We start from the raw sequence: 15,470 nt of genomic DNA, 5'->3' as shown, positions 1-15,470 counted from the left end.
AAAAAGCAACAGGCAGACGATCTCTCGCCTGCCTGTTAACAACCGTTATATATCGTTAACGATCAGCGGCCGCTGTATCAACGATCAGCGGGCGCTGTATCGGCGATCAGCGGGCGCTGTATCGGCGATCAGCGGCCTGCCCTACCGATCAGTTGGCCTGGCGGCGCAGGAAGGCCGGGATTTCCAGCTGGTCGTCTTCCTGGACCGTGCGGTTCTGCGGCGTCAGCCGGCCCTGGTCGTCGAGCTGGCCGCGGCGCGGCGCGTAGAGCTGCGGATCCTGGCTGGCGAGACGGCGCATCTCGGGCGCTGCCTGGCGCAGCTTCGGTTCGCGCGGCTGTGCCGGCTGGAGCCGGGCCGGCTCTTCCTCACGGCGGGTAAGGCCGTTGGTCAGCCGCTTGATCAGCCCCATCGGACCGCTGTTTTCATGGTCCGTGGGCCGGGTCTTGGCTTCGACTTCAGCCCGTACGACCGGCGGAAAGTCTTCCACGCGCGGCATACGCTGCGGGGCCGCCGCCACCGGCTGCGGCATCTCGCGCTGCGGCGCGGGCTGCTGCATGACCTGCGGCTGCGCCACCGGTTGCGGCTGCGCCTGGGCTGGCGGAGCCTGGAAGATCTTGCTCTGCGGCCGGAAGTCGTCGACCGGCACGGCGCGCGGCTGCGCCATGGCGGCTGCGTTTGCCTCGGCAAGCTGGATCGCCTCGGCGACCGGATCGACCGCACGCGGCTCGTAGGCCTGCGGCTGAACCGCAGCGGGGCGGATTTCAGCAGCCGGAGCCGCCGGGCGCGCGGCCGGCTTCTGCGCTGCGCGGATCGAGATCGGCGCTGCCGCGATTTCGGCCGCCGACTTGTCGATGCCGGTGGCGACTACGGAGACGCGGATCACGCCTTCCAGCTCCTCGTCGAAGGTAGCGCCCAGGATGATGTTGGCGTCCTGGTCGACCTCCTCGCGGATGCGGGTCGCGGCCTCGTCGACCTCGAACAGGGTGAGGTCGCGGCCGCCGGTGATCGAGATCAGCAGGCCCTTGGCGCCCTTCATCGAGGTTTCGTCGAGCAGCGGGTTGGCGATCGCGGCTTCGGCGGCGGCCATCGCGCGCCCCTCGCCCGAAGCTTCGCCGGTGCCCATCATCGCCTTGCCCATCTCGCGCATCACCGAACGGACGTCGGCGAAGTCGAGATTGATCAGGCCTTCCTTGACCATCAGGTCGGTGATGCAGGCAACGCCCGAATAGAGCACCTGGTCGGCCATGGCGAAGGCATCGGCGAAGGTGGTCTTGTCATTGGCCAGCCGGAACAGGTTCTGGTTGGGGATGACGATGAGGGTATCGACGCATTTCTGCAGTTCCTCGATGCCCATGTCGGCCGTCTTCATGCGGCGCTGGCCCTCGAAATGGAACGGCTTGGTGACGACGCCGACGGTGAGGATGCCCTTCTCGCGCGCCGCGCGGGCAACGACCGGAGCAGCGCCCGTGCCAGTGCCGCCGCCCATGCCGGCGGTGACGAAGCACATATGGGTGTTGGAGAGATGATCGATGATCTCGTCGATGCACTCTTCCGCCGCAGCGCGGCCGACTTCCGGCTGCGAGCCGGCGCCGAGGCCTTCGGTGACATGCGCGCCGAGCTGGATCAGCCGCTCGGCCTTCGACATCGTCAGCGCCTGGGCGTCAGTGTTGGCCACCACGAACTCGACGCCGCGCAGGCCGGCTGTGATCATGTTGTTGACCGCATTGCCGCCGCCGCCGCCGACACCGAAGACGGTGATGCGTGGCTTAAGCTCGGTGATGTCCGGCTTTTGCAGATTGATGGTCATTGTCTCCGTCCTTTGCCTTTCCCGCCGCTTCGCCGCTGCGGCCGCCTATGGGGCTGTCCCCGTCAAATTAAAAACTGTCTCTCAACCACTGACTCATGCGATGCAGTTTTCCGCCCGTCCCGGTCATCCTGAAACCGGAAAGTCCTTTCGCCGAATGGCTCTCGAAGTTCGCCATCTGCGGGTAGATCATCAGTCCGACCGGGGTCGAGAACGCCGGTCCCTTGGCCGCTTCCGGCAGGCCAGCCACCCCAAGCGGCCGGCCGATGCGAACATTGCGCCCGAGAATGCGGCGCGCGGCTTCCGGCAGGCCGGAGAGCTGGCTGGCGCCGCCGGTGAGCACGACGCGCTTGCCGACGGCATTGCCGTAGCCGGACTTGTTCAGCCGGTCGCGCAAAAGCTCCAGCGTCTCGTCGATGCGCGCACGGATGATGCGCGTCATCACCGAGCGCGGAATCTGCTGCGGCACATCGCCCTCCTCGCCGATCGGCTGGATCGAGACGAGATCGCGGTCGTCGGCGCTTCCGGGCAGCGCCGAGCCATGCATCACCTTGAGCCGCTCCGCGGCATCGAGCGAGGTCGACAGGCCCTTGGCCATGTCGAGCGTCACATGGTTGCCGCCGATGGCGATGGCGTCGCCATGGATGAACTTGCCTTCCGAGAAGACTGAAATGGTCGTCGTGCCGCCACCCATGTCGATGCAGGCGGCGCCCATTTCGAGCTCGTCGTCGACCAGCGAGGCAAGTCCGCTGGCATAGGGCGTCGCCACCATGCGCTCGACCGAAAGGTGCGAGCGGTTGATGCAGAGCTCCAGGTTGCGCATCGGCGCCGCATCGCCCGTCAGCACATGCATATCGACGCCAAGCGCATCGCCCACCATGCCGCGCGGATCGCGCATGCCGCGCTCGGCATCGAGGGAGAAACCGACCGGCAGCGAATGGATCACCTCGCGCTCGGCCCTGAGCGCCTGTTTGGCGCCGGCGGCAAGCACACGCTTGATGTCGGTTTCCTCGACCTGATGGCCGCCGAGATTGATGGTCGCCGAGAAGGATTCGCTCTTCAGCCGCCCCGCCGTCATATTGACGATGAGGGAATCGACGGTGAGCCCGGCCATGCGCTCGGCCGCATCGACAGCAAGCCGAATGGCATGCTCGGCGCGATCGAGATCGACCACGACGCCGGACTTCACGCCTTGCGACTTCTGATGGCCGATGCCGATCACCTGGATACGGTGCGAACGTCCGCGCAGCAGCTTGCCGTCCTCGTTCGGCTTGAGCTTCGCCACCACGCAGCAAACCTTGCTGGAGCCGACATCGAGCACCGTAAGCGTGCCCGACCGGCGCGAAGAAGCGTCACTGCTGCCGCCAAGCCAACTCATATCTTTGTCCCCGCCTTGCGCTTGGCCAGGCTTTTCGGCTTGTCGCTGAGCGCGGCTTCGCGCTGCGTCGCCGCTTCCGGCGACAGCTCTACGACCAACCGGTCGGAGAGCCGCATGTCGACGCCGGCGATGTCGCGTGTGAGCAGACCGTTGTCATGGTCGATCTTGACGAGCTCTGCGATCGCCTGGTCCTCGCCGTCTTCCGGCAGCTTGATCGTGATGCCGTTTTCGAGCCTGAGGTCCCAGCGGCGTTCGCCGACTCGGATATAACCTTTGACCCGCGCCGCGAGCTCGGGATAGCGCTTGATCTTGTCGAGGAAGGCCGGCGCCATGGCCGGCGCGCCCGTGCCGATAATCAGCGGGAGCAGCGCCTGCTTGCCGCCCGAGAACGGCGCGATCACCTCGCCCGACCGCTCGATGACCGACACCGCGGTGCCCTGCTGCCAGAGCGCGAAGGGCGCGCGCTCCTCGATGCGCACCTCCAGCGTATGCGGGTAGACCTTGCGCACCGCCGCGCCCTCGACCCAGGGCAGCGTCGCGATGCGCTCGCGCGCGGCCTCGGCATCGAAGCCGATCAGCGAGGTCCAGCCGTCGAGGCCGAGCCGGTCGAGCACATCGATCTCGGAAGTCTGGCGGTTGCCGACCACCTTGATCTGGTCGACGGCAAAGCCGGTGCGCGCCGTCACGCCCTGCACGATGCTATCGGTATAACCACCGAGATAAGCGCCATAGGCGCTGCTGGATGCGACCAGCGCGGCGGAAAGGATCGCCGCCGAAAAGCGCGGCGCCTCATACTCGCCGCCGCACAGGCGCGCCAGCACACGCATCGGCCGGCGAAGCTGACGCGGCAATACGAAACGGTCGAATGACAGCGGCACGCCGAACAGCGCGGGACCAGCCGCGCCGCCGTTACCCTGTCCCCACCTCAACGCAGACACGAAGCGTCCTCCACCATCCAACTCAACAATTCGCCGAACGAGTGTCCCGCTTGCGCGGCGATTTCAGGCACAAGAGACGTCGGCGTCATGCCCGGCTGAGTGTTGACCTCGAGCCAGACAACCTCGCCGTTTTCGGAGTGGCGGTCGTCGTAACGGAAGTCCGATCGGGAGACGCCCCGGCAACCAATGGCAAGATGAGCCTTGAGGGACAGTGTCTGTATTTTTTGGTAAATATTCGGTGAAATTTTAGCAGGGATTTCGTGTTTTGATCCGCCGGGAACGTATTTTGAATCGTAATCGTAGAAGGAATGTCCGGTCGGGATGATCTCGCAGACGCCAAGCGCCACATCGCCCATCACCGCGCAGGTCAGCTCCCGACCATGGATGTAACGCTCGACCATGACGGTCTCGCCATATTGCCACTCGGTCGAGCCGATCACCTGCGGCGGATGCGACTGCCCCTCATGCACGATGACGACGCCGAAGCTCGACCCCTCATTGACCGGCTTGACCACGTAAGGCGGCTTCATCGGATGCTTGTTCTTGACGGCGAAGCGGTTGACCACCTTGGATTCCGCGACCGGAATGCCGGACGCCTTGGCGACCTTCTTGGCCTGCTCCTTGTTCATGGCCAGCGCCGAAGCGAGCACCCCCGAATGGGTGTAGGGAATTCCGAGATATTCGAGAATTCCCTGGATGGTGCCGTCCTCGCCGAACGGACCGTGCAGCGCGTTGAAGGCGACGTCGGGCTTGAGCTCGGCAAGCACAGACCCGACATCGCGCGAAACATCGACGCGGGTGACCTTATAGCCTTCATTCTCGAGCGCATCCGCACACGCTTTCCCCGAGGACAGAGACACGGGCCGCTCCGAGGAGAATCCACCCAGGAGGACAGCCACATGCTTGTTCTTCATTCCCGTCATCCCTCTCACGCCGGGCCTGCAACCAATTCCCGCACCGCATCCCTGAGCATTGAGTCCGAGTCTTCCGGCAGGTTGCCCCCCAGACGGAAAACGCGACTTAACGCGTCGAACGACTCAAATCAGGAAACGCTTTAGGGCAGAGAATCAGAGAGTTGATTCGCTGGCAAGTGCCTATGATTCCGAGAGATTCACTTTCCGCAAAAAGGGGCGAGAAAAGTGTGTTGTTGAGTCTTTGCGGCAACGGTTGACGCCGTTGCGAAGCGCTCAAGTTCAAGTATTACGTGAAGGTCGCGAGACGCCGGGCCGCGTTGAGATTCAGGTCAAAGGAGTTGCCCGAGAAACTCCTGCACCGCATGGCCGGGGCGGAAATTGCCGAGGCGCTTGATCTCCCAGTGCAGCCGGATGCCGGAATTTTCGAGCACCCGCGCCCGCACCGTCTCGCCGAGATATTCGAGGTCGTAGCCGGTCGCGGTGCCGGTGTTGATCATGAAGTTGCAATGCATCGGCGACATCTGCGCACCGCCGATCATCAGCCCGCGGCAGCCGGCCTTGTCGATCTCCTTCCAGGCCGAGGTGCCTTCCGGATTCTTGAAGGTCGAGCCGCCGGTCTTCTCGCGGATCGGCTGCACCGTCTCGCGATGGTTCTGCACGGCATCCATCGCCGCCTTGATAGCCGCCTTGTCTTCGGAAACGCCTTCGAAGATCGCCGACGTGAAGATCAGTCCGCCGGGTGCGGACGAATGGCGATAAGCATAACCCATATCGGCATTGCTGAGCGTGTGGAGATTGCCCTTGCGGTCCAGCGCCCTCACCTCGACGACCCGTTCCCGGGTCTCGACGCCGTTGGCGCCCGCATTCATCCTGAGCGCGCCGCCAATGGCACCGGGAATGCCGTGGTAGAAGTGGAAGCCGCCGATGCCTGCTTCGTGGGCCACCGCGGCGACACGCTTGTCCGGCGTTGCAGCACCTGCCTTGATCGTGGTCGGCCCGGTGGCCTCGGCGTCGCCGAAGCCCTTGGCCGAGAGCCTGACGACAAAACCCGCAATGCCGCCGTCGCGCACCAGAAGGTTCGAGCCGACACCGACCACCAGGACCGGTATCTCTTCCGGCACCGCGCGCAGGAAGGTTGCCAGATCTTCCTCGTCGGCCGGCTGGAACAGCGCCTCCGCCAGGCCGCCGGCGCGGAACCAGGTGATCTTGTCCATCTCGGCATTGGGCGTGATACGGCCGCGCAGGCCGGAAAGCCGGTCACCAAGCTTGTCGATGAGGTCCTGGCCGCGCATCATGAAGGCGTCCCCCCAAGCTCCTTGGGCAGCGCGTAGGCCCATTGCGTGATGTTGCCGGCGCCGAGGAAGACGACGAAGTCGCCGGGCTTGGCAAGCTCGCGAATGGCCGGCGCGATCGCTGCCGCGCCATCGATATAGCGTGCGTCGCGGTGGCCGCCGGAACGTATGCGCGCAACCAGCGTATCCGACGAGACACCTTCGATCGGCTCTTCGCCCGCCGCATAGACCGGCGCCACCATCACGGTGTCTGCGTCGTTGAAGCAGACGGAGAACTCATCGAAGAGATCATGCAGCCGGGTGAAGCGATGCGGCTGCGCGATGGCGATGACACGCCCCTCGGTCGCGCTGCGCGCGGCCTTCAGCACCGCCGCGATCTCGACCGGGTGGTGGCCGTAGTCGTCGAACACCTCGACACCGTTCCACGAGCCGGTGTGGGTAAAGCGCCGCTTGACGCCGGCAAAGGACGACAAGCCCTTCTTGATCGCTTCGGCCGAGAGGCCAAGCTCATGCGCAACCGCGATCGCCGCAGTCGCATTGGACACGTTATGCAGGCCGGGCATCGGCAGCCGCAGATCCTTGATCGCCGTCGTACCCCGTCCCTTGCGGTCGCGGATCACGATATCGAACTCGGAAGTCGCGCCGTGCATGCGGTGGTTGGTGAAGCGCACGTCGGCCTGCGCGTTCTCGCCATAGGTGATGACGCGCCGGTCCTCGATGCGGCTGACCAGCGCCTGCACTTCCGGATGATCGGTGCACATCACGCCGAAGCCGTAGAACGGCACGTTCTCGACGAACTGGCGGAAGGCTTCGCGCACCTTGTCGAAGCTGCCATAGTGGTCGAGATGCTCGGGATCGATGTTGGTGACGACAGCGATATCGGCCGGCAGCTTGAGGAACGTGCCGTCGCTCTCGTCCGCTTCGACTACCATCCACTCGCCGTCGCCCATGCGCGCATTGGTGCCATAGGCATTGATGATGCCGCCATTGATGACGGTCGGATCGAGCCCGCCAGCCTCGAGCAGCGTCGCCACCATCGAGGTGGTCGTCGTCTTGCCGTGCGTGCCGCCAATGGCGACCGCCTGGCGAAAGCGCATCAGCTCAGCCAGCATTTCGGCGCGGCGCACGATCGGCAACAGCTTTTCGCGCGCGGCCTTCAGTTCCGGGTTGGACTTCTTGATCGCGGTCGAGACGACCACGACTTCGGCGTCGCCGAGGTTTTCGGACTTGTGACCGACGAAGCATTCGATGCCCTTGTCGCGCAGCCGCTGCACATTGGCGCCGTCGGCCTGGTCGGAACCCTGCACCTTGTAGCCGAGATTGTGCAGCACCTCGGCGATACCGCTCATGCCGATGCCGCCGATGCCGATGAAATGTACGAGGCCGATCGTCTGCGGCATCTTCATGCGCGCGTGCTCCTGTAGTCCGAAACCGTTTTGCCGGACGCAATAGCCTCTGTCAGGTCGGCGAGCAACCGCGCCGCGTTCGGTTTCCCGGCCGAGCGGGCGGCAGCGGCCATGGCCGCCAGCCGGTTCGGATCCTGCATCAGCCCGCCGACCAACTCGGCAATCCGTTCCGGCGACAGCGTCGACTGCGGATGGAGCTCGGCCCCGCCGGCCGCGGCAAGTGCCGCGGCGTTCGCCGCCTGATCATGGTCGAGCGCGTGCGGATAAGGCACCAGCAGCGCCGGCCGGCCGATGACGGCGATTTCCGAAACCGTCGAGGCGCCGGAGCGCGACATCACCAGATGCGCCGCCGACATGCGCGCCGCCATGTCGGTGAAGAAGGGCGAGACCTGGACGTCGACGCCAAGATCGGCATAGGCGGCCTTCACCCGCGCCACATCCTCGGCGCGCGCCTGCTGGGTGATCAGCAGCCGCTTGCGGAGGTCTTCCGGCAGCAGCGCGATCGCCGCCGGAACGGCATCGGAAAAGAATTGCGCGCCCTGGCTGCCGCCAAACACCAGGAAGCGGAACGGCTCGCCCTCGTTCGATGCCGCATAGGGCGTCTTGGCCGCCTCAAGCACCTGCGGCCTGACCGGATTGCCCGTGGTCACCGTCTTTGCGCCGGCAGCGCTCGCGCCCTCGGGCAGGAAGCCGCCGGCAATCGCGTCGACGCGGCTTGCAAGCGCCTTGTTGGCGCGGCCCATGACGGCGTTCTGCTCGTGGATCAGCGTCGGCACCTTGCGCCTTGTCGCGGCATAGAGCGGCGGCAGCGTCGGATAGCCGCCGAAACCGACGACCGCTTCAGGTTTGATCCTGGCGATCACCCGGCCGGCTTCACGCACACCCTGCCAGATTTTCCAGAAGGACGAGAGCACGGCGACCGGATTCTTCGAGCCGAGGGTAGCCGAGGCGATCGAGTGGATTTCAGCAGCCGGGAAATGGCGGGAATAGCGCTCGGCGCGACGGTCGGTGGCAAGATGCACCTTCCAGCCGCGTTCGATCAGCTCATGCGCAAGCGCCTCGGCCGGAAACAGATGTCCGCCCGTTCCGCCGGCTGCAAGCAGGATGACACCCTTTGCCATCCTGCCTCATTCCGCCGGCATTGCGCGCTGGGCAAGGACGAAGCCCATCTGCTTGCGCTTTTCGGGGCGCCTTCGCGTCAAGGCGAGCACCATGCCCATCGAGACGGCGATGGCGATCTGCGAGGAGCCGCCATAAGAGATGAAGGGCAGCGTCATGCCCTTGGCCGGCATCAGCTGCAGGTTCACGCACATGTTGATGGCCGATTGCAGGCCGAAGACGGTGACGAGGCCGCCAACGGCGTAGCGGGTGAAATCGTCCTGCTCCTTGAGCGCGATGCTCAATCCGCGCAGCACGATGAAGGCGAAGATCGACATGATGAAGAAGCACATGATGAGGCCGAACTCCTCGCCGGCGACCGAGAAGACGAAGTCGGCATGGCTGTCCGGGATGACCCGCTTCACCGTGCCCTCGCCCGGGCCGACGCCGAACCAGCCGCCGTTGATCAGCGCCTCGCGGCCCATGTCGACCTGGAAGGTGTCGCCTTCGCCGGTCATGAACTTGTCGATGCGCGCGGCGACGTGCGGAAACACCGTATAGGCCGCGAACACGCCGCCGACGCCGGCCGCGCCAAGTGCTACGATCCAGAACCACGGCAAGCCGGCCATGAAGAACATCACGCCCCAGGTGCCGAGCACCAGCATGGTCTGGCCGAGGTCGGGCTGCGCCACCAGAAGCGAGATGACCAGCGCGAGCAAAAGCATTGCGAACAGATTGCCGGGAATGTCGGGCTGGCGCTTATGCTCGGCAAACAGCCAGGCGCAGAGGATGACGAAGGCCGGCTTCAGGAACTCGGACGGCTGGATGGACAGGCCGGCGAGCGACACCCAGCGCCGCGCGCCCTTCACCTCGACGCCGATGTAGAGCACCGCCACCATCAGCACCAGCATGATGCAGATCATCACCAGTGACATGCGCCTTATCTGCCGCGCCTCCAGGAAGGAGACCGCCAGCATCACGATTAGCGCCGGGATGGTGAAGATGATCTGACGCGTGGCGAAGTGGAAGCTGTCGAGGCCGATACGCTCGGCCACCGCCGGACTTGCGGCGAAGGACAACACGATGCCCAGCCCCATCAGCGACAGGAACGCCGCCAGGAACCAGCGATCGATCGTCCACCACCAGGTTGCGACCGGACTTTTGTCGAGACGGCTTTGCATCAACGTGGCCCTCCGATGGATCTTACCCCATCAATAGCAGTCGCAGCTTGCCTGAAGGCTTCGCCGCGAACTTCGAAATTCTTGAACTGGTCGAAACTGGCGCAGGCCGGTGAGAGCAGCACCACGGCCTCGCCGCCGGTGTCGCTTGCCGCGTCGTTGGCGGCATGCTCGACCGCCGCCGCCAGCGTTCCGGATATTTCGTAAGGCACCGTCTCGCCAAGCGTGGCGGAAAAGGCAGGTGCGGCCTCGCCGATCAGATAGGCCTTGGCGATGCGCGGGAAGAAGCCGCGCAGCGGCTCGATGCCGCCTTCCTTGGGCAGGCCGCCGGCGATCCAGTAGATGCGGTTGGTGAAGCTTGACAGCGCGGGGGCTGCCGCATCGGCATTGGTCGCCTTGGAATCGTTGACGAACAGCACATGGCCTTTGCGGCCGACCTGCTCCATGCGATGCGCGAGCCCAGGGAAGCTTTCGAGCCCGGCCTGTATCTCGCCAAGATCGAGCCCGACCTTGAGGCACGCGGCAATGGCGGCCAGCGCGTTTTGCGCATTGTGCTGGCCGCGCAGCGAGCCGATGCCTTCGAGGAAGGCGACGCGGCTGTAGCGGCCATGCACGGCTTCCATCAGATTGGTGCCGTCGGCGAAATAGCCGTCGGTCAGCGGCAGGCGCTTGGAAATGCGAATGACCTGCCGGCCGGCGCGCTCCAGGCGGTCGGCGATCTGGGCGCACCAGGAATCGTCGACGCCGACGATCGCGGTGTCGCTGCCGGCGACCAGCCTTTCCTTGATCGAGGCGTAGTGCGCCATCGTGCCATGCCGGTCGAGGTGATCGGGCGTCAGGTTGAGCAGGATACCGGCGGTTGGGTTGATCGAGGGCGCGAGATCGATCTGGTAGGACGAGCACTCCACCACATAATGCCGCGCAGCCTCGGGTGGATCGAGCGTCATGATGGCACAGCCGATATTGCCGCCCATCTGCGTGTCGCGCCCCGCCGACTTCAGGATATGCGCCGTCAGCGCCGTCGTCGTCGACTTGCCGTTGGTGCCGGTAATCGCAATGAACGGCGCTGCCGGCGCGCGGCTGATGCGTTCGCGGCAGAACAGCTCGATATCGCCGATCACCTCGACGCCGGCGCCGCGTGCCAGCTCCACCGTCCAATGCGGCTTCGGATGCGTCAGCGGCACCCCTGGCGACAACACGAAGGCTGAGAAGCGCGGCCAGTCGGCGGCGCGCAGATCGCCGGTCGCAATGCCCGCGGCCGCTGCCTTGGCGACACTTTCAGGATTGTCGTCCCAGGCCAGCACCTCGGCGCCGCCGGCAATCAGCGCATGCGCGGTGGCGATCCCCGAGCCGCCAAGCCCGAAGAGCGAAACGCGTTTGCCTGAAAAGGAAGCGGCGGGAATCAAGTGAGCGTCCTATCTGAGCTTGAGGGTTGAGAGGCCGACCAGCGCCAGGATGACGGCAATGATCCAGAAGCGGATCACCACCTGGCTTTCGGTCCAGCCGAGCTTTTCGAAATGGTGATGGATCGGCGCCATCAGGAACACGCGCTTGCCGGTCATCTTGAAGTAGCCGACCTGGATGATGACCGACAGGATCTCGACCACGAACAGGCCGCCGACGATGACCAGCACGATCTCGTGCTTGGTGGCGACCGCGATGGTGCCGATCAGGCCGCCCATCGCCAGCGAGCCGGTGTCGCCCATGAAGATCGCGGCCGGCGGCGCGTTGAACCAGAGGAAGCCGAGACCGGCGCCGATCACCGCGCCGAGCACGACGGCAAGCTCACCGGTACCGGGAACGAAATGGATCTGCAGATATTCGGCGAAGACCGCGTTGCCCGAAAGATAGGCGATGACGCCGAAGGACGCCGCCGCGATCATGATCGGCACGATCGCTAGGCCGTCGAGGCCGTCGGTCAGGTTCACCGCATTGCCCGCGCCGACGATGACGAAGCAGGAGAACGGGATGAAGAACCAACCGAGATTGACTAGGAATTCCTTGGCGAAGGGGAAGGTCAGCGACGACGAGAACGGCGCCTGGCCATTGTGCATGATCACCCACGCCGCGATTGCCGCGATGACGAACTCGATCGCCAGCCTCGCCTTGCCGGAAAAACCCAGATGCGACTGCTTGGTGACCTTGAGATAGTCGTCGTAAAAGCCGATCGAGCCGAAGCCGACGGTGACCAAAAGCACCACCCAGACATAGATGCTGGAAAGGTTTGCCCATAAAAGCGACGAACCGATGATGCCGGACAGGATCATCAGTCCGCCCATCGTCGGCGTTCCCGCCTTCTTGAAATGTGTCTGCGGGCCGTCGGCACGGATCGGCTGGCCCTTGCCTTGCCGCAGGCGCAACGAATTGATGATCGTCGGCCCGAAGATGAAGACGATCAGCGCCGAGGTGATCAGCGCGCCGCCGGTGCGAAAGGTGATGTAGCGGAAGACGTTGAAGAACGAAATCTTGTCCGCGAAATCGACGAGCAGTGTGAACATGGTCTTTCCGTCCCCCGGAGCCCGACCTCAAGTCGGTTCAATGTTTGTGGCTTCCGCCGGAAATTTGCCGAGCAACGCCTCGACCAGCTTTGAAAACCCGATGCCTTTCGACGACTTGACCATGACCACGTCACCGGGTCTCAGCGCGGAGATCACGATCGGCTTCAGTTCCTCGGCGCCGGCCCGATATTCCGTCTGGACATCGGCGGGCAAAACCTTAGCCAGCGCCTGCATTTCCGGCCCGCCGAGAAAGACGTTGCGCGTGCCCGTGCCGACGATCAGTTCGGCAAGGGCGGCATGGAGCTTCGCCGAATGGCTGCCGAGCTCCAGCATGTCGCCGAGCACCGCGATGCGCCGGCCGTCGCCCGAGACCGGCGTGGCGTTGAGCAGCGCCATCGCGGCCGCCATCGACGCCGGGTTAGCATTGTAGCTCTCGTCGATCAGCATGATAGGCCCGTTTGGATGGCGCAGGACATGGCGCCGGCCGCGCCCGCGCTCGGCCGAAAGATCGGCAAGCGCCGCCGCGACCTTGTCGAGGTCGGCGCCGACAAGCTTGGCGGCGCCCAGCACCGCCAACACGTTCTGCACCATGTGGCGGCCGGGCGCACCGACACGCGCCGCAACATCCTGCTTGCCGATTTTGACGGCGATGTCGGAATGGTCGGCGTAAAGCTCACAGCCGGTGAGCCGAAAAGTCGAACGGACATTCTCGCCGAAGCCGAAGACGTGCGCGACGCCGGCCTCCTTCGCCATCTTCTCGAGCAGCTTCCAGCGCTGATCGTCGCGGTTGAGCACCACGGCGCCACCGGGCTCAACCCCTTCGAAGATCTCCGCCTTCGCCTTGGCGATCTCGTCGAGATTCTTGAAGAAGCCGAGATGGGCGGCGGCAATCATCGTCACGATGGCGACATGCGGCCTGACCATTTTGACCAGCGGCCTGATCTCGCCCGGATGGTTCATGCCGATCTCGAAGACCGCGTAGTCGCAGTCCTGCGGCATGCGGGCGAGCGTCAGCGGCACGCCCCAATGATTGTTGAAAGACTGCGCCGAGGCGTGCACCTTGCCGACCGCCGTCAGCACATGGCGCAGCGCTTCCTTGGTGGTCGTCTTGCCGGCCGAGCCGGTGACAGCGACGATCTTGGCCTTCGAGCGCGCACGGGCCGCCACGCCGAGTTTCTCAAGGCCCGCAAGCACGTCCTGCACGACGATCATCGGCGCCGTCAGCCGTCCGAGCGACGGCAGCTTGCTCTCGGCGACGACCAGCACGGCCGCCCCGGCCTTCACCGCCGCGGTCGCGAAATCGTGGCCGTCCATCGCCTCTCCCTTGATGGCGAAGAAGGCGTTTCCCGGTTCCAGGCTGCGGCTGTCGATCGAAATGCCGGTGATGCCTTCCGGCAGCGAGCCGATCGGCCTGCCACCCATCGCTTCGACCAGCGCTTCCGACGTCCAGAGCAAACTCATGCGGCGCGCTCCGTAAGCGCCTCGCGCACTTCCTCATGGTCGGAGAAGTGGAAGGTTTCGCTGCCGATGGTCTGGCCTTCCTCATGCCCCTTGCCGGCGACGATGAGCGTATCGCCAGCGCGAAGCATCGCCACCGCCTCATGGATGGCCTTGCGGCGGTCGCCGATTTCGATGGCGCCGGGCGCCGCTGCGAGAATGGCCGCGCGGATGGTTTCGGGCACTTCCGTGCGCGGATTGTCGTCGGTGACGATGACGACATCGGCGAGCCGCGTCGCGATCTCACCCATGATCGGCCTCTTTCCCCGATCGCGGTCGCCGCCGCAGCCGAACACCACGACGACACGGCCCGTGGTGAAAGGCCGGACCGAGGTCAGCACGTTTTCCAGCGCATCGGGCTTATGCGCGTAGTCGACATAAACGGGAGCGCCGGCGGCGGTTGTGCCGACGAGGTCGAGCCGGCCCGGCGCGCCTTTCAGCTTTTCCAGCGCGGCCAAAGCCTTATCGACCGGCGTTCCAGTCGATATGGCAAGCCCGGCCGAGACCAGCGCGTTGGCGATCTGGAAGTCGCCGGCCAAAGGCAGGTCGACCTCGTACAGCACGCCGGCGGCCTCGACCTCGGCGCGCTGCCGGTGGCGCTCGTGCTCGACCCGCTTCAACGTCAGGAAATCGCCATGGCGGCCGACGGTAAGCACCTTCAGGCCCGCCGCCTTTGCAGCTTGAACCGTCGGCCCCGACCACGGATCGTCGGCAAAGACGATCGCGGGCGCGCCTTTCGGCAGCAGCATGTCGAACAGGCGCAGCTTGGCGCGGTGATAATCCTCGACGGTCGGATGGTAATCCATGTGGTCGCGGCCGAGATTGGTGAAGCCGCCGGCCGCGAGTTTCACGCCGTCGAGGCGGCGCTGGTCGAGGCCGTGGCTCGAGGCTTCCATCGAGGCGTGCGTGACGCCGGCGTCCGCCAGTTCCTTGAGCAACCGGTGCAGCGCCACCGGGTCGGGCGTGGTCAACGAGCCGTATTCGTTGCGGCCGGGCGCCACCACGCCGGTCGTGCCTATCGAGGCGGCGGCAAAACCCGCCTGCTCCCAGATCTGGCGGGTGAAAGCGGCGACGGATGTCTTGCCGGCGGTGCCGGTGACGGCGACCATGGTCTGCGGTTGGCGTCCGAAGAAGCGTGCGGCGCTGAGTGCCAGCGCATGGCGCGGATCATCGACGGCAAGGACCGGGATCGGCAGGCCGGAAACGGCCGTGCCCTTGCCTGCGACGATCGCCGCGGCACCCTTGCTGGCGGCATCGGCGGCGTAGGCCAAGCCATCGGCCTTGCTGCCGGCGAGCGCGAAGAAGACCACACCCGGTCTTACCGTGCGGGAATCGGAGGAAAGTCCGGTAACCTCCAGATCGCGGGAAGCTGTTCCCTCGACAGGCAGGACACCGGCTAGATCTTTTAGATGCATTGAGTCCCGTTCATCGCAACAAAATAGCGCGCAGTTGCCGGCGCGCCCCAAG

The 15,470-nt window shown here is 65.1% G+C and carries 12 protein-coding genes; all 12 read right to left on the bottom strand.

The genetic code is table 11. The features are described 5' to 3' along the window. Positions 1-148 precede the first annotated feature (148 nt). The 12 genes from ftsZ to YU3_RS0124555 all read right to left on the bottom strand — a co-directional run bounded on the left by ftsZ (position 149) and on the right by YU3_RS0124555 (position 15,418). The gene (gene ftsZ / locus YU3_RS0124610; protein WP_027168721.1) at positions 149-1,807 is read right to left on the bottom strand and encodes a cell division protein FtsZ; all 1,659 of its coding nucleotides are present in this window, start codon (positions 1,805-1,807) and stop codon (positions 149-151) included. A gap of 67 nt (positions 1,808-1,874) precedes the next feature. Then, positions 1,875-3,182, bottom strand: a complete 1,308-nt coding sequence (gene ftsA, locus YU3_RS0124605; RefSeq protein ID WP_027168720.1) for a cell division protein FtsA — start codon at positions 3,180-3,182, stop codon at positions 1,875-1,877. After that, the gene (locus YU3_RS0124600) at positions 3,179-4,120 is read right to left on the bottom strand and encodes a cell division protein FtsQ/DivIB (protein ID WP_027168719.1); all 942 of its coding nucleotides are present in this window, start codon (positions 4,118-4,120) and stop codon (positions 3,179-3,181) included. The genes ftsA and YU3_RS0124600 overlap by 4 nt, the downstream gene beginning before the upstream one ends. Continuing rightward, positions 4,108-5,034: a D-alanine--D-alanine ligase gene (locus tag YU3_RS0124595; RefSeq protein ID WP_027168718.1), complete on the bottom strand. Its 927-nt coding sequence runs from the start codon at positions 5,032-5,034 to the stop codon at positions 4,108-4,110. The genes YU3_RS0124600 and YU3_RS0124595 overlap by 13 nt, the downstream gene beginning before the upstream one ends. Before the next feature lie 329 nt (positions 5,035-5,363). Next, entirely contained in the window at positions 5,364-6,329 is a 966-nt protein-coding gene (gene murB / locus YU3_RS0124590) for a UDP-N-acetylmuramate dehydrogenase (RefSeq protein WP_027168717.1), read from the bottom strand. Next, positions 6,326-7,732 (bottom strand): UDP-N-acetylmuramate--L-alanine ligase, encoded by a 1,407-nt coding sequence (gene murC / locus YU3_RS0124585; protein WP_027168716.1) that lies wholly within the window; start codon positions 7,730-7,732, stop codon positions 6,326-6,328. The genes murB and murC overlap by 4 nt, the downstream gene beginning before the upstream one ends. Further along, positions 7,729-8,853 (bottom strand): undecaprenyldiphospho-muramoylpentapeptide beta-N-acetylglucosaminyltransferase, encoded by a 1,125-nt coding sequence (murG, locus tag YU3_RS0124580; RefSeq protein WP_027168715.1) that lies wholly within the window; start codon positions 8,851-8,853, stop codon positions 7,729-7,731. Before murG ends, murC begins: the two co-directional genes overlap by 4 nt. A gap of 6 nt (positions 8,854-8,859) precedes the next feature. Further along, positions 8,860-10,011, bottom strand: a complete 1,152-nt coding sequence (gene ftsW / locus YU3_RS0124575; protein WP_027168714.1) for a putative lipid II flippase FtsW — start codon at positions 10,009-10,011, stop codon at positions 8,860-8,862. Continuing rightward, positions 10,011-11,414, bottom strand: coding sequence for a UDP-N-acetylmuramoyl-L-alanine--D-glutamate ligase (gene murD / locus YU3_RS0124570; RefSeq protein ID WP_027168713.1), 1,404 nt, complete (start codon positions 11,412-11,414; stop codon positions 10,011-10,013). The genes ftsW and murD overlap by 1 nt, the downstream gene beginning before the upstream one ends. Positions 11,415-11,423: 9 nt before the next feature. Beyond that, complete coding sequence (mraY, locus tag YU3_RS0124565; protein WP_027168712.1) at positions 11,424-12,506, bottom strand: phospho-N-acetylmuramoyl-pentapeptide-transferase; 1,083 nt, start codon at positions 12,504-12,506, stop codon at positions 11,424-11,426. A gap of 27 nt (positions 12,507-12,533) precedes the next feature. Continuing rightward, positions 12,534-13,967, bottom strand: coding sequence for a UDP-N-acetylmuramoylalanyl-D-glutamyl-2,6-diaminopimelate--D-alanyl-D-alanine ligase (locus YU3_RS0124560; protein WP_027168711.1), 1,434 nt, complete (start codon positions 13,965-13,967; stop codon positions 12,534-12,536). Continuing rightward, positions 13,964-15,418 carry a UDP-N-acetylmuramoyl-L-alanyl-D-glutamate--2,6-diaminopimelate ligase gene (locus tag YU3_RS0124555; RefSeq protein ID WP_027168710.1) on the bottom strand — a complete coding sequence of 485 codons (1,455 nt, stop codon included), beginning with the start codon at positions 15,416-15,418 and terminating at the stop codon, positions 13,964-13,966. Before YU3_RS0124555 ends, YU3_RS0124560 begins: the two co-directional genes overlap by 4 nt. Positions 15,419-15,470 lie beyond the last annotated feature (52 nt).

Source organism: Mesorhizobium sp. WSM3224 (assembly GCF_000427725.1).
GTDB lineage: Bacteria > Pseudomonadota > Alphaproteobacteria > Rhizobiales > Rhizobiaceae > Mesorhizobium.
This window is presented reverse-complemented; position numbering and strand designations above follow the sequence as displayed.

What these genes read in the sequence shown, in the direction of transcription:
- ftsZ (WP_027168721.1), bottom strand. Translation starts at nt 1,807, where the DNA reads ATGACCATCAATCTGCAAAAGCCGGACATCACCGAGCTTAAGCCACGC.
- ftsA (WP_027168720.1), bottom strand. Translation starts at nt 3,182, where the DNA reads ATGAGTTGGCTTGGCGGCAGCAGTGACGCTTCTTCGCGCCGGTCGGGC.
- YU3_RS0124595 (WP_027168718.1), bottom strand. Translation starts at nt 5,034, where the DNA reads ATGAAGAACAAGCATGTGGCTGTCCTCCTGGGTGGATTCTCCTCGGAG.
- murB (WP_027168717.1), bottom strand. Translation starts at nt 6,329, where the DNA reads ATGATGCGCGGCCAGGACCTCATCGACAAGCTTGGTGACCGGCTTTCC.
- murC (WP_027168716.1), bottom strand. Translation starts at nt 7,732, where the DNA reads ATGAAGATGCCGCAGACGATCGGCCTCGTACATTTCATCGGCATCGGC.
- murG (WP_027168715.1), bottom strand. Translation starts at nt 8,853, where the DNA reads ATGGCAAAGGGTGTCATCCTGCTTGCAGCCGGCGGAACGGGCGGACAT.
- ftsW (WP_027168714.1), bottom strand. Translation starts at nt 10,011, where the DNA reads ATGCAAAGCCGTCTCGACAAAAGTCCGGTCGCAACCTGGTGGTGGACG.
- mraY (WP_027168712.1), bottom strand. Translation starts at nt 12,506, where the DNA reads ATGTTCACACTGCTCGTCGATTTCGCGGACAAGATTTCGTTCTTCAAC.
- YU3_RS0124560 (WP_027168711.1), bottom strand. Translation starts at nt 13,967, where the DNA reads ATGAGTTTGCTCTGGACGTCGGAAGCGCTGGTCGAAGCGATGGGTGGC.
- YU3_RS0124555 (WP_027168710.1), bottom strand. Translation starts at nt 15,418, where the DNA reads ATGCATCTAAAAGATCTAGCCGGTGTCCTGCCTGTCGAGGGAACAGCT.